The 24,814-nt window shown below is 71.1% G+C and carries 24 protein-coding genes; 11 read left to right on the top strand and 13 right to left on the bottom strand.

Annotation, left to right across the window (positions count from 1 at the left end):
• The first annotated feature begins 345 nt into the window (after nt 1-345).
• Nucleotides 346-1,722 (top strand): extracellular catalytic domain type 1 short-chain-length polyhydroxyalkanoate depolymerase, encoded by a 1,377-nt coding sequence (locus ACPXBU_RS14610; RefSeq protein ID WP_425758407.1) that lies wholly within the window; start codon nt 346-348, stop codon nt 1,720-1,722.
• 488 nt (nt 1,723-2,210) lie between these two features.
• Here the strand turns inward: ACPXBU_RS14610 and ACPXBU_RS14615 are convergent, their stop codons facing one another.
• Genes ACPXBU_RS14615 through ACPXBU_RS14630 form a run of 4 tightly spaced genes read right to left on the bottom strand, consistent with a single transcriptional unit; the run spans nt 2,211 to nt 6,490 of the window.
• The gene (locus tag ACPXBU_RS14615) at nt 2,211-3,257 is read right to left on the bottom strand and encodes a LacI family DNA-binding transcriptional regulator (RefSeq protein WP_425758408.1); all 1,047 of its coding nucleotides are present in this window, start codon (nt 3,255-3,257) and stop codon (nt 2,211-2,213) included.
• 53 nt (nt 3,258-3,310) lie between these two features.
• Nucleotides 3,311-4,150 (bottom strand): carbohydrate ABC transporter permease, encoded by an 840-nt coding sequence (locus tag ACPXBU_RS14620; protein WP_425758409.1) that lies wholly within the window; start codon nt 4,148-4,150, stop codon nt 3,311-3,313.
• Entirely contained in the window at nt 4,147-5,145 is a 999-nt protein-coding gene (locus ACPXBU_RS14625; protein WP_425758410.1) for a carbohydrate ABC transporter permease, read from the bottom strand. Before ACPXBU_RS14625 ends, ACPXBU_RS14620 begins: the two co-directional genes overlap by 4 nt.
• 49 nt (nt 5,146-5,194) lie before the next feature.
• Nucleotides 5,195-6,490, bottom strand: coding sequence for an extracellular solute-binding protein (locus ACPXBU_RS14630; protein WP_425758411.1), 1,296 nt, complete (start codon nt 6,488-6,490; stop codon nt 5,195-5,197).
• A 249-nt stretch (nt 6,491-6,739) separates the two neighbouring features.
• Between ACPXBU_RS14630 and ACPXBU_RS14635 the strand changes: the two genes are divergently transcribed.
• Nucleotides 6,740-8,365, top strand: coding sequence for a glycoside hydrolase family 43 protein (locus ACPXBU_RS14635; RefSeq protein WP_425758412.1), 1,626 nt, complete (start codon nt 6,740-6,742; stop codon nt 8,363-8,365).
• Between the two features lie 51 nt (nt 8,366-8,416).
• On the opposite strand, the gene ACPXBU_RS14640 is transcribed toward ACPXBU_RS14635, so the two are convergent.
• Complete coding sequence (locus ACPXBU_RS14640) at nt 8,417-9,046, bottom strand: hypothetical protein (RefSeq protein WP_425758413.1); 630 nt, start codon at nt 9,044-9,046, stop codon at nt 8,417-8,419.
• A gap of 299 nt (nt 9,047-9,345) precedes the next feature.
• Here ACPXBU_RS14640 and ACPXBU_RS14645 point away from each other — a divergent pair, with 299 nt between their 5' ends.
• Nucleotides 9,346-10,560: a chitosanase gene (locus ACPXBU_RS14645; protein WP_425758414.1), complete on the top strand. Its 1,215-nt coding sequence runs from the start codon at nt 9,346-9,348 to the stop codon at nt 10,558-10,560.
• Between the two features lie 159 nt (nt 10,561-10,719).
• Entirely contained in the window at nt 10,720-11,466 is a 747-nt protein-coding gene (locus ACPXBU_RS14650; protein WP_425758415.1) for an MBL fold metallo-hydrolase, read from the top strand.
• 69 nt (nt 11,467-11,535) lie between these two features.
• Here ACPXBU_RS14650 and ACPXBU_RS14655 read toward each other — a convergent pair whose 3' ends face one another.
• Nucleotides 11,536-12,174 (bottom strand): TetR/AcrR family transcriptional regulator, encoded by a 639-nt coding sequence (locus tag ACPXBU_RS14655; RefSeq protein ID WP_393361007.1) that lies wholly within the window; start codon nt 12,172-12,174, stop codon nt 11,536-11,538.
• Between the two features lie 68 nt (nt 12,175-12,242).
• Between ACPXBU_RS14655 and ACPXBU_RS14660 the strand changes: the two genes are divergently transcribed.
• The gene (locus ACPXBU_RS14660) at nt 12,243-12,716 is read left to right on the top strand and encodes a DUF1453 domain-containing protein (protein ID WP_425758416.1); all 474 of its coding nucleotides are present in this window, start codon (nt 12,243-12,245) and stop codon (nt 12,714-12,716) included.
• 38 nt (nt 12,717-12,754) lie between these two features.
• On the opposite strand, the gene ACPXBU_RS14665 is transcribed toward ACPXBU_RS14660, so the two are convergent.
• The gene (locus ACPXBU_RS14665) at nt 12,755-13,186 is read right to left on the bottom strand and encodes a cold-shock protein (RefSeq protein WP_425758760.1); all 432 of its coding nucleotides are present in this window, start codon (nt 13,184-13,186) and stop codon (nt 12,755-12,757) included.
• A gap of 176 nt (nt 13,187-13,362) precedes the next feature.
• On the opposite strand from ACPXBU_RS14665, the gene ACPXBU_RS14670 reads away from it, so the two are divergent.
• Together ACPXBU_RS14670 and ACPXBU_RS14675 are read left to right on the top strand one after the other, a co-directional pair.
• Nucleotides 13,363-13,869, top strand: a complete 507-nt coding sequence (locus ACPXBU_RS14670; RefSeq protein WP_425758417.1) for a nitroreductase/quinone reductase family protein — start codon at nt 13,363-13,365, stop codon at nt 13,867-13,869.
• 446 nt (nt 13,870-14,315) lie between these two features.
• The gene (locus tag ACPXBU_RS14675) at nt 14,316-15,566 is read left to right on the top strand and encodes a DUF222 domain-containing protein (protein ID WP_425758418.1); all 1,251 of its coding nucleotides are present in this window, start codon (nt 14,316-14,318) and stop codon (nt 15,564-15,566) included.
• Between the two features lie 421 nt (nt 15,567-15,987).
• On the opposite strand, the gene ACPXBU_RS14680 is transcribed toward ACPXBU_RS14675, so the two are convergent.
• Nucleotides 15,988-16,626 carry a TetR/AcrR family transcriptional regulator gene (locus ACPXBU_RS14680; protein WP_425758419.1) on the bottom strand — a complete coding sequence of 213 codons (639 nt, stop codon included), beginning with the start codon at nt 16,624-16,626 and terminating at the stop codon, nt 15,988-15,990.
• Nucleotides 16,627-16,687: 61 nt separating this feature from the next.
• Between ACPXBU_RS14680 and ACPXBU_RS14685 the strand changes: the two genes are divergently transcribed.
• Both ACPXBU_RS14685 and ACPXBU_RS14690 read left to right on the top strand, forming a co-directional pair.
• Entirely contained in the window at nt 16,688-17,374 is a 687-nt protein-coding gene (locus ACPXBU_RS14685; RefSeq protein WP_425758420.1) for a class I SAM-dependent methyltransferase, read from the top strand.
• A 95-nt stretch (nt 17,375-17,469) separates the two neighbouring features.
• Nucleotides 17,470-19,398, top strand: coding sequence for an ABC transporter ATP-binding protein (locus ACPXBU_RS14690; protein ID WP_425758421.1), 1,929 nt, complete (start codon nt 17,470-17,472; stop codon nt 19,396-19,398).
• 84 nt (nt 19,399-19,482) lie between these two features.
• Here ACPXBU_RS14690 and ACPXBU_RS14695 read toward each other — a convergent pair whose 3' ends face one another.
• A complete protein-coding gene (locus ACPXBU_RS14695; protein WP_425758422.1) occupies nt 19,483-20,019 on the bottom strand; it encodes a PepSY domain-containing protein in 537 nt (178 codons plus the stop codon).
• A gap of 162 nt (nt 20,020-20,181) precedes the next feature.
• A complete protein-coding gene (locus ACPXBU_RS14700) occupies nt 20,182-20,631 on the bottom strand; it encodes a GNAT family N-acetyltransferase (RefSeq protein WP_425758423.1) in 450 nt (149 codons plus the stop codon).
• A gap of 100 nt (nt 20,632-20,731) precedes the next feature.
• Between ACPXBU_RS14700 and ACPXBU_RS14705 the strand changes: the two genes are divergently transcribed.
• The gene (locus ACPXBU_RS14705; protein WP_425758424.1) at nt 20,732-21,613 is read left to right on the top strand and encodes a LysR substrate-binding domain-containing protein; all 882 of its coding nucleotides are present in this window, start codon (nt 20,732-20,734) and stop codon (nt 21,611-21,613) included.
• A gap of 34 nt (nt 21,614-21,647) precedes the next feature.
• Here the strand turns inward: ACPXBU_RS14705 and ACPXBU_RS14710 are convergent, their stop codons facing one another.
• From ACPXBU_RS14710 to ACPXBU_RS14720, 3 genes are read right to left on the bottom strand one after another with little or no spacing between them, the layout of a single operon-like run.
• A complete protein-coding gene (locus ACPXBU_RS14710; protein ID WP_425758425.1) occupies nt 21,648-22,202 on the bottom strand; it encodes a DUF5872 domain-containing protein in 555 nt (184 codons plus the stop codon).
• A gap of 28 nt (nt 22,203-22,230) precedes the next feature.
• On the bottom strand, nt 22,231-23,520 hold the full coding sequence (locus ACPXBU_RS14715; RefSeq protein ID WP_425758426.1) for a HAMP domain-containing sensor histidine kinase: 1,290 nt from the start codon (nt 23,518-23,520) through the stop codon (nt 22,231-22,233).
• Nucleotides 23,517-24,212, bottom strand: coding sequence for a response regulator transcription factor (locus tag ACPXBU_RS14720; RefSeq protein WP_425758427.1), 696 nt, complete (start codon nt 24,210-24,212; stop codon nt 23,517-23,519). Before ACPXBU_RS14720 ends, ACPXBU_RS14715 begins: the two co-directional genes overlap by 4 nt.
• Nucleotides 24,213-24,314: 102 nt before the next feature.
• On the opposite strand from ACPXBU_RS14720, the gene ACPXBU_RS14725 reads away from it, so the two are divergent.
• Nucleotides 24,315-24,779 (top strand): septum formation initiator, encoded by a 465-nt coding sequence (locus ACPXBU_RS14725; protein WP_425758428.1) that lies wholly within the window; start codon nt 24,315-24,317, stop codon nt 24,777-24,779.
• Nucleotides 24,780-24,814 lie beyond the last annotated feature (35 nt).

Here is a 24,814-nt window from a genome sequence, read left to right on the forward strand (position 1 = left end):
TTTCTGCGGAAGGCCCTCCCCCGGGCCCGAGCGGTAGCCGCCAGAGCGCCACCGCCATTGTGGCACTCCCGCCCCACCGAAAAACAGGCCTCCGACCGATCGACTGACGTCATACGTTACAACTTGACGAACGGCATGTTATCGCTCACAGTCGATGTCGAGGCGAACGGCGTTCGCGGCTCGCGGGAGAGCCCTCGCTGATCGGCCTCGGCGTCACGGCGTCCGGCCGGGCAAGCGGGCGTCGCATCAGGATTCGACAGCGGCCGCCGACCACGTGCGGCGGACGACGCGCGTCCGCACCCGGGCTGCCGCCGAGTCCCCGACCCCGTACCAGAGGAAGCGCCGATGAGATCAAGGATCGCACTGCTGGCCGCCGCGCTCGCGACGGCCCTGGCGACGATGACGGCCGTGGTCACGGCCGCCACCCCGGCGTCGGCCGCGACGCTCACCCAGGTGACGAACTTCGGCACCAACCCGACGAACCTCCAGATGCACCTGTACGTGCCGGACCGGGTCGCGGCCCAGCCGGCTCTCCTGCTCGCCCTGCACTACTGCACCGGCAGCGGCCCGGCGGTGCACTCCAGTTTCGGGCTCAGCACCCTCGCCGACCGCTACGGCTTCATCGTGATCTACCCGTCGGTGACCCGCAGCAGCAAGTGTTGGGACGTCTCCTCCCCCCAGGCGCTGCGGCGCGACGGCGGCAGCGACCCGATCGGCCTCAAGTCCATGGTCGACTACGTCCGGGGCCGCTACCCGGTCGACGCCAACCGGATCGCCGTGGGCGGGTTCTCCTCCGGCGCCATGATGACGAACGTCATGGCCGGCCTCTACCCGGACCTGTTCAACGCCGGGTTCAGCTCCTCCGGGGTTCCGTTCGGCTGCTTCGCCACCACGAACGGCGCCGAGTGGAACAGCGAGTGCTCCGGCGGGCGCATCGTCCGGACCCCGCAACAGTGGGGCGATCTGGTGCGCAACGCCTATCCCGGCTACACCGGCAAACGTCCCCGGATGCAGATCTGGCACGGCACGACGGACACCACGCTGAGCTACGTCAACTTCGGCGAGCAGATCAAGCAGTGGACGAACGTCCAGGGCGTCTCGCAGACCCCCGCCTACACCGACTCCCCGCAGGCCAGCGCCACCCGCACCCGGTACGGGGGCACCGGCGGCACGGCGCCGGTCGAAGCCATCAGCTTCCAGGGGTACGGCCACTCCATCCCGTTCGACGCCGCGCAGGCCGTCCGGTTCCTCGGTCTGGACGGCACGAGCCCCACCACCCCGCCGCCGAACCCCACCACCCCGCCGCCGAACCCGACCACACCGCCACCGGGCGGCACGGCCGGACCGTTGCGTAACGTCAACGCCGGTCGCTGCCTGGACGTCCCGGCGAGGTCGCAGACGAACGGCACCCAGGTGGCGTTGTGGGACTGCAACGGCGGCACCAACCAGCAGTGGACGCCGACCGCCGCGCGACAACTCCAGGTGTACGGCACGAAGTGCCTGGATGCCGAGGGCGCGGGGACCACGTCGGGCACCCGGGCGATCATCTGGGACTGCAACGGCGGCACCAACCAGCAGTGGAACATCAACTCCGACGGTACGGTCACCGGCGTCCAGTCCGGCCTGTGCCTCGCGCCGAACGCCGGCGGCACCGCCAACGGCGCCCAGCTGGTCCTCTCGACCTGCAACGGCACGAACTCCCAGCGGTGGAGCAGAAGTTGACGCGGTGACCGACGGGGGGCGTACCCCGGTTGTCGCTTGATCGGTCGGTGGCCCGGCGCGGGAGGGATCCCGAGCCGGGCCATTGGTTGTCCGAGGAACTCCGCACTGGTGCACGCGCGGGGGTGTGGTGCTCAGCGCGGGTGGAGTCCCGCTGCTCGGGCCCGGACTCTGAACAGCGGGACTACCAGACGCGACCCGACCACCTGGCCGGACCGACGATCCCCGGTGCGGGCAGGGAGGACGCTTCGCCGCGCACGCCGAGGCCGACCCGCGCCGGCCGCAATCCACCCGCCCACGCCGCCGTCGGCGTCTCCGGACCAGGAGTCACAGCGCTCACGATCGCCCCGGAGCCAGTGGAGAATCGGCGACTGTCCGTCACGTTAGCGCTCACAGGACGCGTATGTCCATAGATGACGGTCAGTGCGATTGGAGGGGTCGGTCGTCGAGACGCAGCAGGTGACGGCCACCTGAGGGAAGCCTTGCCGGCCTCACGACCCGGGCTGCCCCTTCGACGCCGGCCGTCGCGGTGGTGCGGCACTGTCGCGCACGATCAGCTCGGTGGCCAGTTCGACCCGGGGGCTTTCGGTCTTCTCCCCGCCGGCGAGGCGCAACACGGTCCGGGCGGCCAGCATGCCCATCTCGGCCAGGGGCTGACGGACGGTGGTCAGCGGCGGTGAGCACCACCTGACCTCCGGCAGGTCGTCGAAGCCGACCACGCTGATGTCGTCGGGCACCCGCAGCCCGCGTTTGCGGACCGCCTCGTAGACGCCCAGCGCCATCTGGTCGCTGGAGGCGAAGATGGCGGTGGGCGGGTCGGGCAGGGCCAGCAGTTGGGTACCGGCGCTGAATCCGGCCTCGTGGTAGAAGTTGCCGGGACGGATCAGGCTGTCGTCGAGGGGGATGTCGGCGGCGCCGAGGGCAGCCCGGTAGCCGTCCATCCGGGCCCGGCTGCACATCAGGTGCGGCGGCCCGGCGATGAAGCCGATGCGGCGGTGGCCCAGGCTGATCAGGTACTGGTTGGCACTCAGGCTGCCGGCCCAGTTGGTGGCGCCGATGGTGGGTGACTCCTGCGGGTCGACGCCGGCCGGGTCGATGATGACCACGGGCAGGTGCAGGCGACGCAGCTCGGCCTGCAACGGCGGGTTCACCATCGAGGTCACGAAGATGATGCCCTCGGTGGAGCGCGTACGCATGTTGTCGAGCCACTGCTTCGCCGAGGAGATGCGCCAGTGGATGGCCGACACGACGGTGCCGACGCCGCTGGTCTGGCCGACGTCCTCCACGCCGCGAATGATCTCCACGGCCCACGGGCTGTCCAGGTCGTTGAAGACCAGGTCGATGAGAGCGGCGTCGGTACGCCGGGCCGGCGAGCGGCGGCGGTAGCCGTGCCGGTTGAGCAGCGCCTCGACGCGTTCCCGGGTGTCCGGAGCGACGTCGGATCGCCCGTTGATGACCCGGGAGACCGTGGGCACCGAGACACCGGCCAGCCGCGCGATCATCGCGATGGTGACGTTCCGGCCGTTCTCCGCGCCCACGGTCGCTCCTTCGTCTGCCGGGAGGCTTCAGGTCTGCTCGCGGTGGTGCGGTGTCATCCCTTGACGCTGCCGGTGAGGCCCCCGATGAGCTGCCGTTCGGCCACGGCGTAGAAGCCCAGGGCCGGCAGCATGGACAGCACGACGTACGCGAGCACCCGGGCGGTCTCGACCGAATACTGGCCCTGGAACGCCTGAACACCGACGGGAAGCGTCCACCAACTCTGGTCGGTGAAGACGACGAGCGGGAGCATGAAGTTGTTCCAACTGGTCACGACGGCCAGCACCGACACGGTGGCCAGGGCGGGACGGGCCATGGGCAGCAGGACCCGCCAGAAGAACCCGAAGGAACTGCAGCCGTCCAGGACGGCGGCCTCCTCCACCTCGGCCGGGATGGTCCGGAAGAACTGGCGCAGGATGATGATGGTGATCGGCAGCCCGAAAGCGGCCTGGGGCAGGATGACGCCGAGCGGATTGTCCAGCAGGCCCATGCCGCGCAGCAGGACGAACAGCGGCAGGATGGCCACCGCGAACGGGAACATCAGACCGATCGCGAACAGGGTCACCAGGAACTCGCGGCCCCGGAAGGCGTACCGCGCGAAGACGAACGCGGCCATCGCCGCGGCGGCGACGACGATGAAGGTGCTGCTCACGGCGATGAGAAGGCTGTTGCCCAGCTGCCGCCAGAACACTCCGGCCGTCAGGATGTCGGTGTAGTTCGACGGCACCCAGGGGTCGGGCCACCCCAACGGGTTCGTGGAGAGCTGACCGTTGTCCTTGAAGCCGCCGAGCACGCCGAACCAGACCGGTACGACGATGAGCGCTCCGACGACCACGCAGACGACGTGCAGGACGAGGCTGCGGGTCCGCTGGGCGCGATTCACCGTGCCGGTCATCGCTGGCCTCCCTGGTTGGTGATCGCGCCCGCGGTGTCGCGCCGCAGGACGATGCGCTGGTAGAAGAGGGCGAAGACGAGGCTCAGCAGGAACATGATGATGCTGATCGCGCTGGCGTAGCCGACCTCGAAGCGGCGGAAGCCGTACTCGTACATCGTCACGGCCATGGTCTCCGAGGAGTGGATCGGCCCGCCCCGGGTGAGCACCCAGACCATGTCGAAAAGTTGGATGGTGCCGATGACCGACAGGAAGATGCTGATCCGGATCGTCGGTCCGAGCAGGGGCAGGGTGACGTGCCGGAACGCCTGCCAGGCGCTGGCGCCGTCGGTGACCGCGGCCTCGGACAACTCCTTGGGGATGCCCTGACGGGCGGCCAGGAAGAGCATCATGTAGAGGCCGAAGTACTTCCAGGACACCACGAGGAAGACGGCGTACAGCACCGTGTCCGGGTCGGCGAAGACCGCGCCGGCGTCGGCGCCCAGCCACGTCGCGATCGCGTCACCCAGGCCCCGGTTGGGCGAGAACACCAGGTCGAACAGGACGGCCGTGGTGACCTCGGCGAGCACGTACGGGGCGAAGAAGATCAGCCGGTAGACGGCCCGGCCGCGCAGCGGCTGGTTGAGCAGCATGGCCAGGGCCAGCGCCGCGGGCAGTTGGACGAGCAGGGACAGCAGCACCAGCACGAAGCCACGCCACAGGTCGCCACGGAAGGTCGGGTCCTGGAGGGCGCGGGTGTAGTTGTCCAGCCCGATGAAGTTCTCCGGCAGCCCGAAGCCGTTCCACTTGTAGAGGCTGCCGTAGCCGGCCACCAGGATCGGGGCGATGACCAGCAGCAGGAACAGCACCAGGGCTGGTGTGAGGAAGATGGCGAGGACGCCGCCGCGGCCCGGCCGGGGCTGGCGGCCGCGCTGTCGCGCGGTGCCCGGCCCCGGTGCCGGTGGGTCCGTCGCCGTGTCGCCGTGCCTGGTGTCCGACACGGTCGATGGCCTGGTCATGCCTACTCCACGGGGGTTTTGCCGGCTACGGATGGGTGGGTGGTCACGGTCAGACGGTCTTCGCCACCTGCGTGATGTCCTTGACGATCTGCGCGGGCGGCTTGCTGCCGGCGACGAGCTCGGCGACGCTGTCGTTGATCTGCGAACCGAGCGCCGGCGCGTACGCCTGGTCGAGGTAGAGCTGGAAGCCGGTGTAGCCGGCCAGGGTCTGCGCGACGAGCTTGCCGTTGGCGTCCGGGATGGCCGACGCGGCGTCCTTCACGGTCGGCAGCACGGCGCCGGTCTGCGCGGACTTGCGCTGGTTGTCGGCGCTGAGCAGGAACTTCAGGAAGTCGACGGTGGCCGCGGGGGCGTCCTTGCCGATGGCGAAGCCGTTGCCGCCGCCGAACACCTCGGTCGTGGCGCCCTTTCCGCCCTCGACGGTGGGGAAGGGGAAGAAGCCGAGCTTGTCGCCGAGGCCCTTCTTGCTCGTGGAGCTGGAGGCCTGCACCGCTGGCGCCCACTGCCCCATCAGCTCCATGGCCGCCCCGCCGTTGCCCATCGTGCCGGCCTGCCCGTCGGGCGTGCCGTACGCCGCGCCGAGGAACCCCTTCTGGAAGGGCTGCAGGTCGATGAGCTCCTTGAACCGTTCGCCGGCGGCGACGAGGTCAGGGGAGTCGAAGTTCTTGTCGTCGACGGCCTTCTGCAACGCGCCCACGCCACCGATGCGCATGGCCAGGTAGGACCAGTAGAAGTGGGCCGGCCACTTGTCCTTGCCGGCGAGGGCGATCGGGGTGATGCCGGCGGCCTTGAGCTTGCCGACCGCCTCGAGCACGCCGGCCCAGGTGGTGGGTGCCGCGGTGATGCCGGCGCGGGTGAAGAGATCCTTGTTGTACCAGAAACCGACCATGCCGATGTCGAACGGGACGCCGTAGATCTTGCCGTCGATGGTGTACGGCTCCATGGCGGCGGGCAGCAGGCTCCCGATCCACGGCTTCACGTCGTCGGTGATGTCCTTGACCAGGCCCGCGTCGACCTGCTGCTTGAGCACGCCACCACCCCACGACTGGAAGAGGTCCGGCGGGTCACCCGCCTGGGTGGCGGTGGTGAGCTTGGCCTTGAACGCCTCGTTCTCCAGGGGCTGGATGTCGACTGTGACGTTCGAGTGCGCGGTCTTGTACTCGGTGGCCAGCGCCGCCCAGACCGGAAGCATCGGCTCGGTGTTCTGGATGTGCCACCAGTTGATGGTCTGCGGCGCGTTGGGGTCGCTGGACTTCTCGTCGCCGCTGCAGGCGCTCAGCAGGTAGGCGCCGGCGCCGGCACCGGCGAGGCCGAGCAGCGTTCGGCGGGAAAGGTGCGTAGTCATGATCCATCCCTTCGGGGACTCACGGGGTGCTCGGACGCCGGCCGAGCCGGCGGGTGGGACTTATGGATCTCCGGAACTTTCATTGCTTCGCCGGTATTACCGGTCGATGGCCGGCACGCTACGAGCTGTGGCCCCAGCGGTCAAGACCTCTGTCCTATTGCGAAAAGACCGGCTAGCGTAGGCAGGACTTCCAGTGATCCGGGACCGCAAGTTTCCGGAAGTTCCAGACAGTCGTCCAGAGGAGCCCTCGTGTCGACCGACATCGCTAACGTGGTGACCGCTGCCCGGTCGATCCGCAACCCTGTCCTCGCCGGATTCCATCCGGATCCGTCGATCCTGCGCGTCGACGATGACTACTACCTGGCCACCTCGACCTTCGAGTGGTATCCGGGCGTGCGTGTGCACCATTCGCGTGATCTCGTGAACTGGCGCACCCTGGGCGGGATCATCACCGACCGCCGCCTGCTCGACCTGCGCGGCTGCGGTGACTCCAACGGCGTGTGGGCGCCCGACCTGACGTACCACGACGGTCAGTTCCACCTCGTCTACAGCGACGTGGCGAGCTTCGCCAGCGGCTACTGGGATCCCCAGAACTTCCTGGTCACCGCCGAGGACATCGCCGGGCCGTGGTCGGACCCGGTGAAACTGCACGGGCGCGGTTTCGACGCCGCCCTGTTCCACGACGACGACGGCACCACCTGGCTGCTGAGCATGAGCGCGGACTGGCGACCCGGTCGGGACCGTTTCGGCGGCATCGAGATCCAGCAGTACGACCGGGCCGCGCGCCGCCTGGTCGGCCGGCCCCGCATCCTGTTCACCGGCACCCCGGTCGGGGTCACCGAGGGCCCGCACCTGTACCGCCACGACGGGTGGTACTGGCTGATCACCGCCGAGGGCGGCACCAGCTGGGAGCACCAGGTCACCGTGGCGCGGTCCCGGGAGCTGTTCGGGCCGTACGAGGTGGACCCGTCCGGCCCGCTGCTCAGCTCGGTGGGTCGGCCCGACCTGCGGTTGCAGAAGGCCGGTCACGGCAGCCTGGTGCGCACCCAGGACGGCGAGTGGTATCTGGCCCATCTGGTGGGTCGCCCCTACTCACCGCTGGGCAGCTGCGTGCTGGGCCGGGAGACGGCGATCCAGCGGGTCGAGTGGCCGGCGGATGACTGGCCCCGGATCCCGGGCGGGGTGCCCGCGGAGGAGGTCGTCGCGCCGGACCTGCCCGCGCACCCGTGGCCGGCGGAGCCCGACACCGACCACTTCGACGCCCCCGAGCTGGGTCTGTGCTGGTCGACGCTGCGCCGGCCGGCCACCGACGACTGGATCGACCTGCGGTCGCGGCCGTCCTACCTGCGGGTGCACGGCGGGCAGTCGCCCGTCGGCCGACAGGCCCCCAGCCTGGTCGCGCGCCGCGTCGAAGCGACGCACTGCTCGCTGGAGACGGTTGTGGAGTTCGACCCGGTCGACCACCGTCAGCTCGCCGGGATCACCGCCTACTACAACACCCTCAACTGGCACCACCTCTACCTGACCCGCGCCGACGACGGGCGGACGGTGCTGGAGCTGCTCAGCTCCGACAACGGGCGGCGCACCCCGCACCCGGAGCTGACCGTCGACGCCAGCGGCGTCACCCGGGTCGGTCTGCGGGCGGTGTTCGACGGGCCGGTGGTGGGCTTCGACTACGACCTGGGCGCCGGGTGGCAGCGCCTCCCCGTCGACCTGGACGCGACGATCCTGTCCGACGAGCACGCCGCACTGATCATCGACGGTGAGCCGGCCGCGTGGGGCTTCACCGGAGCGTTCGTCGGCCTGTGGGTGCAGGATCTCGGCGGCGACGGGGTGTACGCCGACTTCGACCTGGCCACCTACCGGGAGCGGTGAGCACGCGGACGGCACCGCCGGGGGTGCCGTCCGCGTTCCCGTCCCGTCGTCCTACTTCACCTGGGTAGCGACGGCGCGAACCTGGCCGAGGGTGGTGCGGAAGCCGTGGCCGGACGCGGCCGGGTCCTCGTCGACCAGGCCGCTGACGGCCATGGCCTGCGAGCGGGACACCACGACCGCGTCGTCACCGGCCCCGGCCACGTCGAACACCCCGAAGTCACCGCTGAGCGTGCGGAACGTCGGGGCCGCCGGGTCCTTGGCGAGATAGAGCACCACGACCTGACCCGCGATGAGCGTGGACATCTGGGCCATGTCCGCCACGCCGCGATCCAGGCTGGCGAGCGTGATCCGCGTCCCGGCCCCGACGGACGTTCCGTTCGCCGCGCGCAGCACCTCGTCCACCCGGAACCCGGTCGCCTCGACCTCACCCCGGACCACCAGGTCCGCGGCCTCGCTGAGCTGCCGCACCGTGCCGTACCCGCGCAACTTGCCCTTGATCGCCGGGCGCACGGCGCCCGTCGGCGCGGCCTCGGTCGGCGCGGCCTCGGTCGGCGCGCCGGCGCTGGGCGCGGCGACCGGGTCGGCGGCGTCGGCGCTACCGCAGGCGGACAACGCCGCCACGGCGAGCACGGCGGCGGCCGTGACCCACAGAGACCGGGTACGGCGAAGGTGGACTGCCATGGACTGCTCCTTGCGTATCGGTGCCGTCCCGGGTCGTTCCGCCCGGGACGCGGCACTGCTCACGCCATCTAACTGGGCGCCCCGGCGACCGCGCACCCCGGTAGCCGTCCTCGCGCCCAACGCCCGACGACGACGAGATGAACACGCGTCGTCACGGCCCGCTGTCGTCGATTGACGGCACCGCGACGCACTGATATCTGTTAATACAGTTTCCAGATGCTCGCGGTGCCCGCCGGGGCCGATCGTCGCGCCGGGCACCGACCGGCCGGCGGCATGCCGCCCCTTCCCCGAGGAACACAATGGTCCGCAAGAGAACAGCCGCCTACGTCGTGGGCACCCTGCTGACCGGCGTCGCGGCGGTCGGCTACGGCCTGCCGTCGGCCAGCGCCGCGACCGCCGGCCCGATCACCGGCCTGGGCGGCAAGTGCGTCGACGTCGCCGGGGCCAATCCGACGAACGGCACGCCGGTCCAGCTCTACGACTGCAACGGCAGCACGGCCCAGACCTGGACGGTCGGCAACACCGACGCCTCGATCCGCGCGCTCGGCAAGTGCCTGGACGTCACCGCCGCGTCGACAGCCAACGGCGCCAAGATCCAGTTGTACGACTGCAACAACACCGGCGCGCAGAAGTGGACGGCGAGCAACGGCGCCCTGGTCAACACCGCCTCGGGCAAGTGCCTCGACGTGACCGACCGGAGCACCGCGAACGGCGCCCGGTTGCAGATCTGGACCTGCGGCGGCACCACGAACCAGCAGTGGACGCTGCCCGGCGGTGGCACCCCCGGCCCCACGCCCACCGCCACCGTTCCGGCCGGCGTCAACCTCGACGACCCGGCGAAGAAGGACGTCGCCATGCAGCTCGTCTCGGCCGCGGAGAACTCCTCGCTCGACTGGCGTGCGCAGTTCTCCTACATCGAGGACATCGGCGACGGCCGCGGCTACACCGCCGGCATCATCGGCTTCTGCTCCGGCACCGGCGACATGCTCGAGCTGGTCGAGGCGTACACGCGCACCAAGCCCGGCAACGTGCTGGCCGGATACCTGCCGGCGCTGCGCGCCGTCGACGGCACCCCCTCGCACGCGGGTCTGGACCCCAACTTCCCCCGCGACTGGCGGACCGCGGCCAACGACTCGGTGTTCCGCGCCGCGCAGGAGGCCGAGCGGGACCGGGTCTACTTCAACCCGTCGGTACGCGACGGCAAGAACGACCAGGTCCGGGCACTCGGTCAGTTCGCCTACTACGACGCGGCGGTGATGCACGGGTACGAGGGCATGCGCCAGATCCGCAGCCGCGCCCTCGCGCGCGCGAAGCCCCCGGCGCAGGGCGGCGACGAGCGGACCTGGCTCAACGCGTTCCTCGACGAGCGGGTCATCGAGATGAAGAAGGAGGAAGCCCACTCGGACACGTCCCGCGTCGACACGGCCCAGCGGGTGTTCCTCAACAACGGCAACCTCAACCTGAACACGCCGCTGGCGTTCGCCGTCTACGGCGAGCAGTTCCGCATCGGCTGACGCAGACGCTCAGGGCGCCGCCCCCGCGGCGCCCTGAGCCGTCCCCCGTACGCGACCCCGCCTCGACGCTGACGACACGGCGCAGGGCCGCCGCCGGTCGGTGGGATGGCCCAACCGGCGGGCACGAAAACGGGATCCCGCGCTGGCACACTTGCCGGCATGGTCGACTGGTACACCCGAGCCGAGGCCGGTAGCGGCGTCACCCGGCTCTCGGAACCGCACGTCAACGAACTCCTGTCGCCGAACTTCTGGTGGCTGCGCGGCGACGATCGGGACCTGGTGATCGATGCCGGGCTCGGGGTCGTCGCCCTCCGGGAGGCGATCCCGGCCATGTTCGCGCGCGATCCGATGGTCCTGCTCACCCACGCGCACCTGGATCACGTCGGCGGGGCGGCCGAGTTCGCGGACCGGGCCGCGCACCCCGCCGAGGCGGACCTCCTGGCGGCGGGCGTACCGGCGAGCCTGTACGGCGCGGAACTCTTCGACAAGCTCGGGATCGACGCGGCGGGCGCACCCGTCCCGGAGCTGATGATCGACGCCCTGCCCGATCCCGACTACGACCCGGCCGCCTACCGCATCGCACCCATGACCCTGCACCGCCTGCTCGACGACGGCGACCACGTCGACCTGGGCGGGCGAACACTCACCGTGCTGCACCTTCCCGGCCACACACCGGGCAGCATCGCCCTGCTGGAGGAACGCACCGGGACCTTGTACTCCGGCGACATAGTCTACGAGGGCGCGCTGATCGACGACCTGCCGAACTCCGATGTGGCCGACTACCGACGCAGCATGGAGTTTCTCGCCGACCTCGACGTGTCCATCGTCCATCCCGGCCACGGGCGCAGCTTCGACCGGACCCGCCTGCGTCAGTTGGCCGAGGCCTACCTGCGCAGAGACGCCTGAGGCCCGTTTCCTGAGGGCGGTCGTGCCGAGGCGGAGTCCGGGCGGCGATCCGGCAAGGTGAGGCGGACCCTACCCGGCGGCGCCGTCCGGCGCGGCGACGAGCGAGTCCAGGTGACGGCGCAGAACCTCGCGCAACAGGCCCGGCGGGAAACGCCGTGGGAACATCACGGCCTGCAGTCCCAGCCCGTCGAGCAGGGCACGCAGGCGGACACTCTCCACCTCCACGTCGAGGTCCGCGGGTAGACCGCCGGCCGCCTGCGCGCCCCGCAACGTGCGCTGAACCAACTCGTCCAAGGCCTGCTGCATCGCCTCGGCGTGGACGAGCAACGACTGACGAGTGCGGGCCGCCGCGGTGAACGTGTGCCGCAGGAGCATCTCGTCGCGTCTGAGGTCGTCGAGCGGCAGAAATTCGGCCAGGAGTTCCTCGGTGCGGCGGCGTCGATCCGCGCGGCTGCCGGCGGAGTCGCCGAGCAGGCACTCGGCGTGCGCCCAGACCCGCTCGCCGACGCGGCGGCCAAGCTCCTGGACGGCGAAGATCATCAACTCGTCGTGGTCGGTGAAGTAGTGCCGAACCGATCCGATGGCCAACCCCGCCTCGTCGGCCACATTGCGCAACGTGGCCGCCTCCAGGCCGTCGCGCGCGACGACCGCGTGCACGGCGTCGGCCACCACGCGACGACGTTGCTCGGGATCGACGATCTTTGGCATGGGGTTTTTATAGCACGTTCATGCCATGATAATTTGGCACGACGGTGCCAAATACGGGAGGTGCGACAGTGAACGGCTGGGTCGTGGCGGCGATCATCGTCCTGGCGCTGATCGTCCTCGTGGTGAAACGGCTGGCCGGCGAACCCCTGAACAAGCGCGACCTGTGGGCACCGCCGGTCATCCTCACCGCCATCGGCCTCTACATCCTGCTCAGGACCGACGGCCTGCGCACCGTCGACTACGCCTGGCTCGTGGGTGGCTGCGCACTGGGCCTCGCCCTCGGCTACCTACGCGGCTCGCTCGTCGTCGTCTACGAGAAGCGCGGCTTCCTCTGGCAGCGCTACCGCCTTCGCACCTTCGCTGCCATCGCCGGCACGCTCGTCGCGATGCTCGGCTACGGCCTGCTCGCCGACCATCTCGGGATGCAGGCGCCGGCCCGTCCGATCCAACTCACCATCGGCATCAGCTTCATCGGTGAGGCCCTGGCCGTGACCCGTCGGGGCATCGACCTACGGGTGCCGTTCGCACCCGAACGCCGATGACGACAGCACGGCACCGGTGAACCGAACGGGCCAGCGGCTCAGCTCTCGACCCAACCGTGCGATCTGGCGTGGTCGACCAGCGACTGCCGGATCGCGGAGATCTGGGCCCCGGTCAGCGTCGGCACCCGCTCGATCAGCAACTCCGTCACCTCGTAGGTGAACTCGCGCGGCGACAGGACGTCGCACATCCCGTCATCCTCCCCGGTCTGCCCGGTCCGCGTCGGCACCACGTCCGGTGCCCGTTCCGGCCGGGCGACCGCGACCGACTCGACGATCCGCAGCGCCGCCACCTTCAGACCACGGTCGCCGGCCTCCACCTCGTACTCGACACGCATGCCGGGATGCACCAGATGCCGCTGCTCGCCGAAGTCGTTGGCGTGGACGAAAATGTCCTCGCCACCTTTCGCCGGCGCGATGAAACCGTAACCACGTGCCTCATCGAACCGAATGACCTTACCTGCCGCCCACACAGCCACCACCCACTCCCACCACTCAGCCAGGATCTCGACTACTTCCACACAGTGCCCGACAACCGTACCGAATACCTCGCGACTTGGCTCCCACGATCACCGCGGGCGCCATTCCGCGCCGGGGGCGCGGCTGGCATGCTGTTCGTACCATCGCCACGCTCGTGTGGGAGGTCGTCGTGTCGATCGAGGATCGCGCAAGGAAGCCGAGGCTGCCGCCGCGCTGGTTCATCCGGACGGCCTGGTCGGTGCACCGAGGGCTCTACCGGGTGTTTCGCGGCCGAGTCGGGCTCTGGCGGCCCCGCCCGGACCGTTGGGGCACCCTGCGACTGACCACGACCGGTCGCCGTACCGGCCAGCAACGCGGTGTCATCGTCGCGTACCTGGAGGACGGGCCGAACCTGTTCACGTTGGCGATGAACGGCTGGGGCGAGGGTGAACCCGCCTGGTGGCTCAACCTGCGGACCCATCCGGAGGCGACAGTCGACCTGGTGGACGGGCGGCGGCTGGTCCGTGGGCGCGCCGCGACCGGGGACGAGCGGACCCGCCTGTGGGCGCGCTGGCGCGACATCGACACCAACCTGGACGCCTTCGCGGCCCTGCGCCCGTCCGAAACCGCGGTGGTGGTTCTCGAGCCCCGCTCCGGCGCCGAGGGCGTTGCCGGCCAGCCGCAGCCCGACGCCTGACGCGGTAGGCCCGCTCCCCCACACCGCCGCGCGTCCTGCGACAACAGAGCCGCGCCCCGGCGAGGATGGCGGATCCGGTCGGGGCGCGGCTGGGTGGTGTCGGTGGGCGTAGGAGCTGTCGTCGTCGCACTTGTGGTCGGCGGCGTCCGCGTCGTCGGCGGGCTTCCGCGGCGTCGTCGGCGTCGGCCGCGGCGTCGTCGGGCGTCCGCGGCGTCGTCGGGCTTCCGCGGCGTCGTCGGGCTTCCGCGGCGTCGTCGGCGTCGGCCGCGGCGTCGTCGGGCGTCCGCGGCGTCGTCCGTGTCCGCGTCGTCGGCGTCGGCGGCGTCGGCCGCGTCGGCGTTGGCCTTGCCGGGGCCGTCGACCGGCTCCTACTCGGCCTTGACCACCGAGCCCAGCGGTCGATCATGACCGGGGAAATTGTCGCACACCTGTTCTAGTGTGTCGTCATGGTCGAGGAGTTGGCGCAGGCAGACGACGTCGTCGTCGCCTGCGTCGACGACGCCACCTGGGCCCTCACCGAAGACGAGCTGATCGCCGCGCTCGACGCCGCGCACCGCGTCGAGCAACGCCTCGCCGCCGTCAAGCTGGCGTTGGTGCGCGAGTTGGACGGTCGCGGCACCGCACTGACGCAGGGCGCGTCCAGCACCGCGGTCTGGCTGCGCGAGCGACTGCGGTTGACAGTCCCCGCCGCGCGCCGGCTGGTCGATCTCGCGGCCCGCGTCGACGCGGCCCCGGCCGCCGTGCGGGAGGCTCTGGCGACCGGCGCGGTCAGCGCGGAGCAGGCCCGAGTCATCGTCGACACCGTCACGGCTGTGCAGACGGCCGCCGGGCCGGAGGTCGCCGACAAGGCCGTCGGCGTGCTCACCGACTGGGCCGGCCAGTTCGACCCCATCCTGATGCGCAAACTCGGCGCCCGCATCCTCGACCACGTCGCCCCCGACATCGCCGACGCCGCCGCCCACGCCGCACTGGACGCCGAGGCTGCCCGGGCAGCCCGCGACCGAACCCTCACCCTCTCCGAGCAGACCGACGGCCGGCTGCGACTCACCGGCACCCTCGACGCGGAAGCCGCGGCGCTGCTCCGCGCCGCCATCGACCCCCTCAGCGCACCCACCGGGCCCGACGACACCCGCTGCGCCGGCCAACGCCGCCATGACGCCCTCGCCGACGTGTGCCGACTCGCCCTGCGCACGGGTGAGCTGCCCGACAGCGGTGGTGACCACGCCCAGATCGTCGTCACCACCGGCTACGACTCGCTGGCCCGCGAGTTGGGTGTCGGCGCACTCGACACCGGCCCGCGCCTCACCCCCGACACGGTGCGCCGACTCGCCTGCGACGCCGCGATCCTCCCGGCCGTCCTCGGCGGCTCCAGTCAACCCCTCGATGTGGGCCGGCAACGCCGCCTCATCACCGGCCCCCTGCGACGCGCCCTCGTCCTACGCGACCGCGGCTGCGCCTTCCCCGGCTGCGACCGCCCACCCCGTTGGTGCGACGCCCACCACATCCACCACTGGGCCGACGGCGGCACCACCACCCTCACCAACGCCGTCCTGCTCTGCGGCCACCACCACCGACACCTCCACCACAACGACTGGACAGTGCGGTTGGCAGGCGACGGCCACCCCGAATTCATCCCACCCGCCTGGCTCGACCCCCAACAGGTCCCCCGCCGCAACCACTACCACCGGCGGCCCTAGACACGACCAGCCGAGGGCCAACGCCAGCAGCCGTTGACGGATGGCTTGCTGCGTACCGGTGGCCAGGGGATCTTTGCCGAGGACGCCCACCTCACCGTGACCGGCAGGACCGTCACCATCATCAACCGCGGCGGCGAGACCGACCGAGGTGGAGCGGCGTTGACCGAGCACCCGGCCGGGGCAGGGCCTCAAGGCGAGCCGGCAGCTATTGGGCCACTCATGGCCGCCCACCACGACCCGGTAAATCCGCGACCCGGGTATATCCGCGACCCGGCACATCCACGTCCCTGCCCACCACCCGGAACTGGCGTTGATCGCCTGGATCCGGTGGATACCCAATCGGTGCCGCGGCTCCTGGGATCCGCCGCGAGCACGACGCCTACCATCGCGCGGCTGGAGGGCGATCGTGACGTCCGTCCGCCTAGCCGGGGTCGGCGCAGAGTTGGGAGGTCAAGGTGGTGCGGGCCCATTCTTCCCACGCGTCCGGTGACCAGTCGCGGTCGCGGACGAAGATCAGGTAGAGCTGCGGGCTGAGCAGGCCGAACAGCAGGTCGGCCGCCATCTCGACGGAGAGGCCGGGACGGGTGTCGGGCTTGCTGACCAGGGCTTCGGCCGCCGCGTACTGCACTGTGTAACGCGGATCGGGGCCGTCCGGCCACTGTGCCGCGATCTCCGGGTCGGTGGCCGCGGCAGCCGCGATCAGCGGCATGATCGGGGCGACCCGGCCCAGGATCTCGCAGGTGCCGTGGACGTGCGCGCGCAGCTGCCCGGCCGCGGTGGGTTCGGCGCACGCGGCGCGGAACCACTCACGATCCATTGTGGCGATCGGCTCGGTGTCCCCGGCGATGGACGCGTCGACGACGTCCTTGAACAGCGTGCGCTTGTTGCGGAAGACGAAGTAGACCGTCTGGACGGCCACGCCCGCCCGGTCCGCGACCTCCTGCAGGCTCGTCGCCCCGTAACCCTGCGCGACGAACAACTCGCGAGCCGCGTCGACGACCTTGTCACGGGTACGGCGTGAGCGCTCGGCCCGCTTGTCCGGCCGCTTGACCTTGTCCATATTGCGAGCCTATCTTTAGAGCACGCCACTAGAGTTGCACTCTAAATTATTGGAGGACACGATGGCCCAGCCCAACGCCACCCAGAAGCCGGACCCGGACCTGGCCTCGACGCACCGAGACCCGGAGGAGCAGCGAGACCCGGAGGAGGAGGCCGTCCACCGCGCGCTGGAGCGCTTCTACCGCGCCGGCAAGCCACCGTGGGACACCGGCGTGACGCCGCCCGAGCTGGTCGACCTGGTAGAGGGGCCCGGGGCGCTGCCGCCCGGCCGCGCCCTCGAACTCGGCTGCGGCACCGGGACCAACGCCACCTACCTCGCGCGGCACGGCTGGGAGGTGGCGGCCGTCGACCTGATCGACCGCGCCGTCGACCAGGCCAGGGAGAAGGCCGCGGCGGCGGGCGTGGCGGTACGGGTGCGGCACGGAGACGCCACCCGCCTCGACGAGCTGGACGTGCCGGGCCCCTTCGACCTGTTCTTCGACCTGAGCTGCTACTGCGGCGTCCCACTACACCGCCGCGATGCCTACGCCGCCGGGCTCACCCACCGCGCCGCTCCCGGAGCACGGTTGCTGATGTTCGGGTACGGCCCCGAGCCAATCGGCAATCCCGTCCCCGAGGTCAAATCGTGGGCGGCAGGCGTCACGGCCGACGAGCTCCGCGCCAGGTTCCGCGGCTGGGAACTACTCGACGTCACACCGGGCACCAACTCGGTGCCGACCTTCTGGTTCACGCTGCGCCGCGACGCCTAGCCAATCTCCGGTCGCGCGCCGGGCGGGAACGCTCGGCGCGGTGACTTGACCTCAAGCTCGGGTGAGGTCCTAACCTCCGGTATCGGAGGTAATGCATGAGCATGGAATTTACCGCGTGGACGTCTCTGCACCACGCGATGAACGCGCAGGAAGAACGACCGCTGTCCCGTGTCACCCTGAAGCGCATCGCGGGGTTCGCGCGGCCGCACCGTGCCCTGATCATCAGGTTCCTGCTGTTGAGCGTGGTGACGGCGGTCCTCACGGTGGCGGCGCCGGTCCTCGCCGGACGGGTGGTGGAGGCCATCGTCGACGGTGCCGACAGCGGCGTCGTGATCCGGTTGGCGGTGCTGATCGCCGTGATCGCCCTGGCCGAAGCCGGCCTGGGTCTGGTGACGCGGTTCCTGTCCGCCAGCATCGGTGAGGGGCTCATCGTCCAACTGCGGACGGCAGTCTTCGACCACGTCCAACGCATGCCTGTGGCGTTCTTCACCCGGACGCGCACCGGTGCGCTGGTCAGCCGCCTGAACAACGACGTGATCGGCGCGCAGCGGGCCTTCAGCGACACCCTGTCCGGGGTCGTCGGCAATGCTGTCACCCTGGCGCTGACGCTTGCGGTGATGCTCAGTTTCTCGTGGCAGATCACGGTGCTGGTGCTCGTGCTGCTCCCCGTCTTCGTCCTCCCGGCGCGCCGGATGGGTTCGAAGCTCGCCCAGTTGCAGCGTGAGGCGGCCGAGCACAACGCGGCCATGAGCACACGGATGACCGAACGTTTCTCGGCACCCGGCGCGACCCTGGTCAAGCTGTACGGGCGGCCGGCCGAGGAGTCGGCCGAGTTCGCGGCACGGGCGCGTCGGGTGCGGGACATCGGCATCCGTGCCGCCATGCTCCAGTGGGTCTTCATCACCGCGCTCACCGTCGTCGGCTCGCTGGCGCTGGCCCTGGTCTACGGGCTGGGTGGTCTCTACGCCCTCCGGGGCAGCCTCGACGCCGGGACCGTGGTCGCCCTGGCGCTGCTGCTGTCGCGCCTCTACGCGCCGTTGACCTCGCTGGCCAGCGCTCGGGTGGAGGTGATGAGCGCGCTGGTGAGCTTCGAGCGGGTGTTCGAGATCCTCGACCTCACGCCGCTGATCCGCGACCGGCCCGACGCGCGCCCGCTTCCCGACGGACCGGTCGCGGTGGAGTTCGACAAGGTGCGGTTCGGCTACCCCTCGGCGGACAGGGTGTCGCTCGCGTCCCTCGAGGACGTGGTGAAGCTCGATGCCCGCGGCGGCGAGGAGGTGCTGCACGGGGTGTCGTTCCGCGCCGAGGCGGGACAGATGGTTGCCCTCGTCGGCTCCTCCGGGGCGGGCAAGTCGACGATCGCGCAGCTCGTCCCCCGCCTGTACGACGTCGAGGACGGCGCGGTGACGCTCGCCGACGTCGACGTACGCGACCTGTCGGCCGAGTCGATCCGGACGGCGCTGGGCGTGGTCACCCAGGACGGGCATCTCTTCCACGAGAGCATTCGCGCCAATCTGGCGTTCGCCCAGCCGGACGCCACGGAGGACGAGATGTGGGAGGTGCTCCGACGGGCCCGCCTCGACGACCTGATCCGCTCACTTCCCGATGGGCTCGACACCGTCGTCGGTGAACGCGGGTACCGGCTGTCGGGCGGGGAACGGCAACGGCTCACCATCGCGCGGCTGCTGCTGGCCCGTCCGCGCGTGGTCATCCTCGACGAGGCCACCGCGCACCTCGACTCCACCTCCGAGGCCGCGGTTCAGGAGGCCCTCGCCGAAGCTCTGACCGGCCGGACGAGTGTGGTCATCGCGCACCGGCTCTCCACCATCCGCGCGGCAGACCAGATCCTCGTCGTCGAAGACGGACGGATCGTCGAGCGTGGGCGACACGGCGACCTGCTCGCCGCCGGTGGCCGGTATCAGGAGTTGTACCGCACCCAGTTCGACCAGGAGCAACCGACGGTCCAGGGGCAACCGACGGTCCAGGAGCAACCGACGGCCCAGGAGCAGCGCGTCGCCATCTGAGGCCGCCGTACCAGCCGCCTGCTCCACGACGCGAGCCGCCGCCCGCCCCGGGGGATCCCCGGAACGGGCGGCGGCAGCGGACGGTCAGTCGTCGTCGTCCTTGTCATCGTCGTCCTTGTCATCGGCGTCGTTGTCATCGGCGTCGTTGTCATCGGCGTCGACGGGCTCCTGCTCGGCCTTGACCACCGAGCCGTTGTCCCGGTCGACGTCCACCTCGTGCTCGGTCTCGCCTGCGACGATCTCGACGCTCCACACCGGCCGGCCGTTCTCCTGCTCGGCCTCGACCTCGACGATCTGGCCGCCACCGGCCTTGGCGAGTGCGATCTCGCCGGCACGCTTCTCGTCGACCGCGCTGCCCGCCGGGGCGGTGCTCGTGGTCGGCGTACCGCTCGACGGCGTACCCGACGAGGCGCCGGCCGACGGCGTACCGCTGGTCCCCGGCGTGGCGGTGGTCGCGCCGGCCTCCGGCGCGTCCGTGGCCGTCGGGGCGACGGTGGCCGCGGCGAGTGCCGTGCCGCCGGCCCGCGTGTCGCTCGCGGCGTTGACGCCGAGCGCGACCCCGGCCACCGCCAGCACCGCCGACCCGCCGACCGTCGCCAGAAGCAGGTTGGTGCGCTTCATCGTGGTGTCCACCTTTCCTCGGATGGCAACTCCTGGGTTGTCGACTCTGAGGATCGGCTGAACGGGGATAGCACCGCGCTGTCCGAACGCTAAGGCCGGGTTAAGCCGGCGCTGGCGTCGGCCGTGCGCCGAGCCCCGGAACCCCGCGTCGGCCGGAGGTGATCAGAGCGCCATCTTCATGAAGACGTCGGCGCGGGCGTACGGCGGCAGCGGGATCTGGTCCGGGCTGACGTGCTGGAAGCCGGCAGTCTCGTAGAGGTGCACGGCGTTCGCGAGCGTGGTGCTGCTGCCCAGGAACAGGGTGGTCGCGCCGAGCTGGCGGGCGCGTTCGATCGCCGCCTCGATGAGCTGGCGGCCGAGGCCCCTGCCGCGCGCCGCCGAGACCACCGTCATCTTCGACAGTTCGAAGACGTCGTCCGAGCTGCGGACCAGGGCGACACAGCCGATGATCTCCCCGCCGTCGCGGAGGATCAGCACGTCGCCGCCCGGGGCGACGATCGCGGCGAACGGGTCGCCGAGCGTCTTACGGTCCGACTCCTCGATGGTGAAGAAGTGGGCGATCCATTCCTCGTTGAGCGTCCGGAAGGCCTCGGCCTCCGCAGCGGTCGTCATGGACGTGACGGTGAGCGTGCTCGGGTTCATGGTCCGATTCTCCGGCCGCCCCCATTCGAACGTCCAATATCTTGTTCGGAGTCATTCGTATCCTTGACGTATGGAACCCGAGTTGCGCCACCTGCGCTACTTCGTCGCGGTCGCCGAGGAGCTGCATTTCGGCCGGGCCGCGGCGCGGTTGCGGATGGCCCAGCCGCCGCTGTCGCAGCAGATCCGCCAGCTCGAGGCGATGATCGGTACGCCGCTGTTCGTGCGCACCTCCCGGTCGGTGGCGCTGACGCCCGCCGGCGAGGCGTATCTGGGCCGGTGCCGGCGGGTGCTGGCCGCCGTGGCCGACGACGTGCACGAGGCGGGCCGCATCGGGCGCGGGGAGCAGGGGCGCTTCGACATCGGCTTCGTCAGTTCGGCGATCCCGCTCGGGCTGGCCGGGCCGATCCGTCGTTTCCGCGAGCGGCATCCGGCCGTCCACCTGCGCCTGCACGAGGCGTACACGGCGCATATCGTCGACCGGTTGCTGAACGGCGAGGTCGATCTCGGCGTGGTTCGGGACGCGGACGACCACGACGACCTGGTCGGCACCACGTTCGCCACCGAGACCTTCGTCGCCGTCCTGCCGGCCGACCACCCGCGGGCGGCCAACCTCGCGATAAACGCCGTGGTGCTGCGCGACGACCCGTTCGTCTTCTTCCCCCGGGTGGCCGGCGAGCGGGCCTACCAGCGCAATCTCCGGCCGTGCCTGGAAGCCGGCTACGCCCCGCGCATCGTCCAGGACGCCACCAGTTGGGCCACTGTGGCGCACCTGGTCGCGGCCGGCCTCGGGGTGACGATCGCGCCGGCGAGCATCTCCGCCGTGGTGCCCGCCTCGGTGACAGTGCTGCCGTTGACCGACACCGAGGCCACCACCGAGGTGCAGATCCTGCGCCGCCGAGATGACGACCGGATCACGTCGACGGGCTTCGAGGCCGCAGGTCAGGCACCCTGACCGGCGCGGTGCGGCAGCACCCTGACCGGCGCGGCTAGCCGCGCCTGTTGAGTTCCGCTTCGAGTCGCTGGACGAGCGTCTTGCGGTCCTTGCCGGCATGCTCGTTGCGCAACGCGGTCCTGAGCTGTCGCGTGTCGAGGCCACGGACCAACTTGGCGGCCTCGGCGACCGACATCTCCGACATCCGGGCGGCCGTGGTGGCGTCGCGACGCGCCCGCTTCGCCGGCCCGGTGTTGGCCACGTACTGCTTGCCGGACCGGGAGGCGGCACGCTTCTTGGTGTCGGTCGCGCGCTTCTGGCTGTCCGACATCTCGTCCCAGGCCTTCTTGGGCAGATAGCGGCTCGTCGTGTCGCCCGTGCGCGCCCGGGTGTCGCCCTCTTTCGTCTGCCACTTCTCGTTTCCCCAGCGCTGAAGCGACTTTTGCCGCTCGTCCTTTTCGCCCAGGAATCCCCCGCCGCGCTTCTTGTACTCCTGAGTCACCAGCTGTGACTTGCGCGCCGACCACTGCCCCGGTCTGCCGCCCTTGTCGGAGGCCTTGACCTCTTCCTTGATCTGCTCCCTGAGCTCGGGTTTCGTATACCGCGCCATAGCTGGCAGCTACCCGAGAGCGGCGCGCCTAACCCTCCCGCCGCGACGCCGGTGGACGCAACCGCAGCAGCACCCGCGCCCCGCCGGTCGGGCCGGCCCGCAACTCCAGGCTGCCGCCGCCGGCCTGCGCGGCGCGCCGGGCGATGTCCAGGCCGAGACCTGTCGACCCGGCCGCGCTGGCGCCCCGCCGGACCGCCCCGACCGGCAGGCCCGGGCCGGCGTCCACCACGGTGAGAACCACCTCCCCCTCGTCGCGGGTGAGGTGGACGGCGAACGGCGTCCCGTCGGGGGTGTGCGCGAAGACGTTTCCGAGCAGGGCGTCCACGGCCGCCGCCAGGTCGTCGGCGGGCACGCCCACCGGCAGCGGGCCGGGGACCAGGTCGAGGGTGACGGCGCGGCCGGTGTCCTCGGCCAGCACCGACCAGAACGCGACCCGGTCGGCGACGATCGCCGCCGCGTCCGAGGTGGCCGGCCGCGCCGTCGGCGAGTGACGCCACCGGGCCTGCCGGATCAGCCCGCTGACCGCGCGTTCGAGACCGTCGGCCGCGGTGGTGATCCGGGCGGCGTCGTCCGGGTCCCGCAACGACTCCGCCTCCAGCCGCAACGCCGTCAACGGGGTACGCAACCGGTGCGACAGGTCGGCGACCTGCTCGCGCTCCTGCACCAGGAGCACCTGGATCCGGGTGGCGAGATGGTTGAGCGCACCGGCCACCTCGCGCAGCTCGGCCGGGCCGGCCGGGGTGACCCGGGCGTCCAGTTCGGCGTTGGCCAGCCGGTGCGACACGGCGGACAGGTCGCTGATCGGCCGGACCAGGTTACGGGCCAGCCGGTCGGCCACCAACAGACCGATCAGCACCAGCAGCACACCGAGCAGGGCAAGCACCAACCAGGACCGGGTGACCCCGGCGGTCAGCTCGTGTCGCGGCACCACGATCCGGATCACTCCGGTCCCGTCCGCCCGGCCCTGCACGGCGATGACCACCTCCCGGCCGGCCGCCGACTCCCCGGTGAGGCTCTGCCCGCGCGCGGCCAGGGCCACCGCCGGGGTACGGGGGGTCTGCGCGCCGAGCACCGACCCGTCCGGCAGGAAGACACTCACCGGTCGCCCGGACTCCGCGGCGAGTTGCTCGACGGTGAGTCGGATCGTCGTCGCGTCGGCGGTGCCGACCACCGGCACCAGGCTCTGTGCGTCGGCGGTGGCCGCGACCGTGGCCCGGTCCTCCGCGACGGTACGGACCAGCAGCGCCAGCGGCACCAGGAACGCGATGAGGGTGAGCACGCTGACGGCGGCGACCAGCAGCGCGAGCCGGGCCCTCACGGCTGCGCCGCCGGCGCCTCGAGACGCACCCCGACCCCGCGCACGGTGTGCAGGTAGCGCGGCTGCTGGGCGTTCTCCCCCAGCTTGCGCCGCAGCCAGGACAGGTGCACGTCGACGGTCTTGTCGGCGCCGCCGTACGGGATCTGCCACACCTCGGTGAGCAGTTCACGTTTGGTGACCACCTGGCCGGGGCGGCCGGCCAGGTGGTGCAGCAGGTCGAACTCGCGCGGCGTCAACTCCACAGCCGTCCCGTCCAGGGTGACCTGCCGGGACCGGGGGTCGACGCGCAGCCCACCCACGACGAGCGACGGGTCCTGCCCGTCCCCGCCGGTCGGGCCCCGCCGCAGCACCGCACGGACGCGAGCGTCGAGCTGCGCGGCGGTGAACGGCTTGACCACGTAGTCGTCGGCGCCCGCGTCGAGCACCCGGACGATCTCGGCCTCGTCGTCACGGGCGGTGGCCACGATGACCGGCACCGAGCTGACCGCGCGCAACATCCGCAGCAGCTCGCGGCCGTCCAGGTCGGGCAGGCCCAGGTCGAGCACGACGAGGTCGGGCCGGTCCTCCAGGGCGTCCCGGAGGCCGGCCATCGCGGTCGAGGCGGCAGCCACCGCGTGCCCGCGTTCCCGCAACGCCCGGATCAGCGGCGTACGGATGGTCAGGTCGTCCTCGATGAGCAGCAGGCGGGCCACAGCTGGCAGGTTAACGGCTGCCGCCTGCGGCGAGGCGCACGTTAACCATGCCTTAGCGTCGGGATGTGCCAACGACAAGGACGGATCGGGGATAGTCAGCGCATGGGCCGTCGTTCGCTTCTCGTCGCCGCCGGGTGGGTGGCCACGGTCGCCGTGGCCACCCTGATCGGGTTGGGCGCGATCCGGCTGGTCGGGGAGAGCATCACCGGCACCCCGGGCGGGGTGCGCAGCGAGGCGGAGATCGAACGCGCGCTCGCCTCCCCGGAGCCGGCGCCCACCGGCGCCACCGGCGGCGGCTCGGCCGCTCCGGGCACGACGGGCGCCGCACCGAGCGCCAGTCCCGGGGTCCGTCGGGGTTTCGCCACCGACGGCGGCACGGCCGTGGCCGAGTGCGGGGCCGACGGCGTACGCCTCGTCTCCTGGGCGCCCGCGCAGGGCTACCGGGTCCGGGACGTGGACCGGGGCCCGGACGACGACGTGGAGGTCACGTTCGCGGGGTCGACCCGCCAGTACGAGTTGAAGGTCCGCTGCATCGGCTCGGAGCCGGTGGCCGTCGCCGACGACTGACGTCGCCGCGGGTCCGCGGACGATCGCCCTACTGC

It is taken from the genome of Micromonospora sp. DT231, from assembly GCF_049847025.1.
GTDB lineage: Bacteria > Actinomycetota > Actinomycetes > Mycobacteriales > Micromonosporaceae > Micromonospora.

Coding starts and splice junctions, on each gene's coding strand:
- ACPXBU_RS14725 (WP_425758428.1), top strand. CDS start 24,315: ATGGGCCGTCGTTCGCTTCTCGTCGCCGCCGGGTGGGTGGCCACGGTC.
- ACPXBU_RS14710 (WP_425758425.1), bottom strand. CDS start 22,202: ATGGCGCGGTATACGAAACCCGAGCTCAGGGAGCAGATCAAGGAAGAG.
- ACPXBU_RS14650 (WP_425758415.1), top strand. CDS start 10,720: ATGGTCGACTGGTACACCCGAGCCGAGGCCGGTAGCGGCGTCACCCGG.
- ACPXBU_RS14700 (WP_425758423.1), bottom strand. CDS start 20,631: ATGACGACCGCTGCGGAGGCCGAGGCCTTCCGGACGCTCAACGAGGAA.
- ACPXBU_RS14645 (WP_425758414.1), top strand. CDS start 9,346: ATGGTCCGCAAGAGAACAGCCGCCTACGTCGTGGGCACCCTGCTGACC.
- ACPXBU_RS14630 (WP_425758411.1), bottom strand. CDS start 6,490: ATGACTACGCACCTTTCCCGCCGAACGCTGCTCGGCCTCGCCGGTGCC.
- ACPXBU_RS14675 (WP_425758418.1), top strand. CDS start 14,316: ATGGTCGAGGAGTTGGCGCAGGCAGACGACGTCGTCGTCGCCTGCGTC.
- ACPXBU_RS14620 (WP_425758409.1), bottom strand. CDS start 4,150: ATGACCGGCACGGTGAATCGCGCCCAGCGGACCCGCAGCCTCGTCCTG.
- ACPXBU_RS14655 (WP_393361007.1), bottom strand. CDS start 12,174: ATGCCAAAGATCGTCGATCCCGAGCAACGTCGTCGCGTGGTGGCCGAC.
- ACPXBU_RS14625 (WP_425758410.1), bottom strand. CDS start 5,145: ATGACCAGGCCATCGACCGTGTCGGACACCAGGCACGGCGACACGGCG.
- ACPXBU_RS14690 (WP_425758421.1), top strand. CDS start 17,470: ATGAGCATGGAATTTACCGCGTGGACGTCTCTGCACCACGCGATGAAC.
- ACPXBU_RS14610 (WP_425758407.1), top strand. CDS start 346: ATGAGATCAAGGATCGCACTGCTGGCCGCCGCGCTCGCGACGGCCCTG.
- ACPXBU_RS14685 (WP_425758420.1), top strand. CDS start 16,688: ATGGCCCAGCCCAACGCCACCCAGAAGCCGGACCCGGACCTGGCCTCG.
- ACPXBU_RS14695 (WP_425758422.1), bottom strand. CDS start 20,019: ATGAAGCGCACCAACCTGCTTCTGGCGACGGTCGGCGGGTCGGCGGTG.
- ACPXBU_RS14705 (WP_425758424.1), top strand. CDS start 20,732: ATGGAACCCGAGTTGCGCCACCTGCGCTACTTCGTCGCGGTCGCCGAG.
- ACPXBU_RS14640 (WP_425758413.1), bottom strand. CDS start 9,046: ATGGCAGTCCACCTTCGCCGTACCCGGTCTCTGTGGGTCACGGCCGCC.
- ACPXBU_RS14680 (WP_425758419.1), bottom strand. CDS start 16,626: ATGGACAAGGTCAAGCGGCCGGACAAGCGGGCCGAGCGCTCACGCCGT.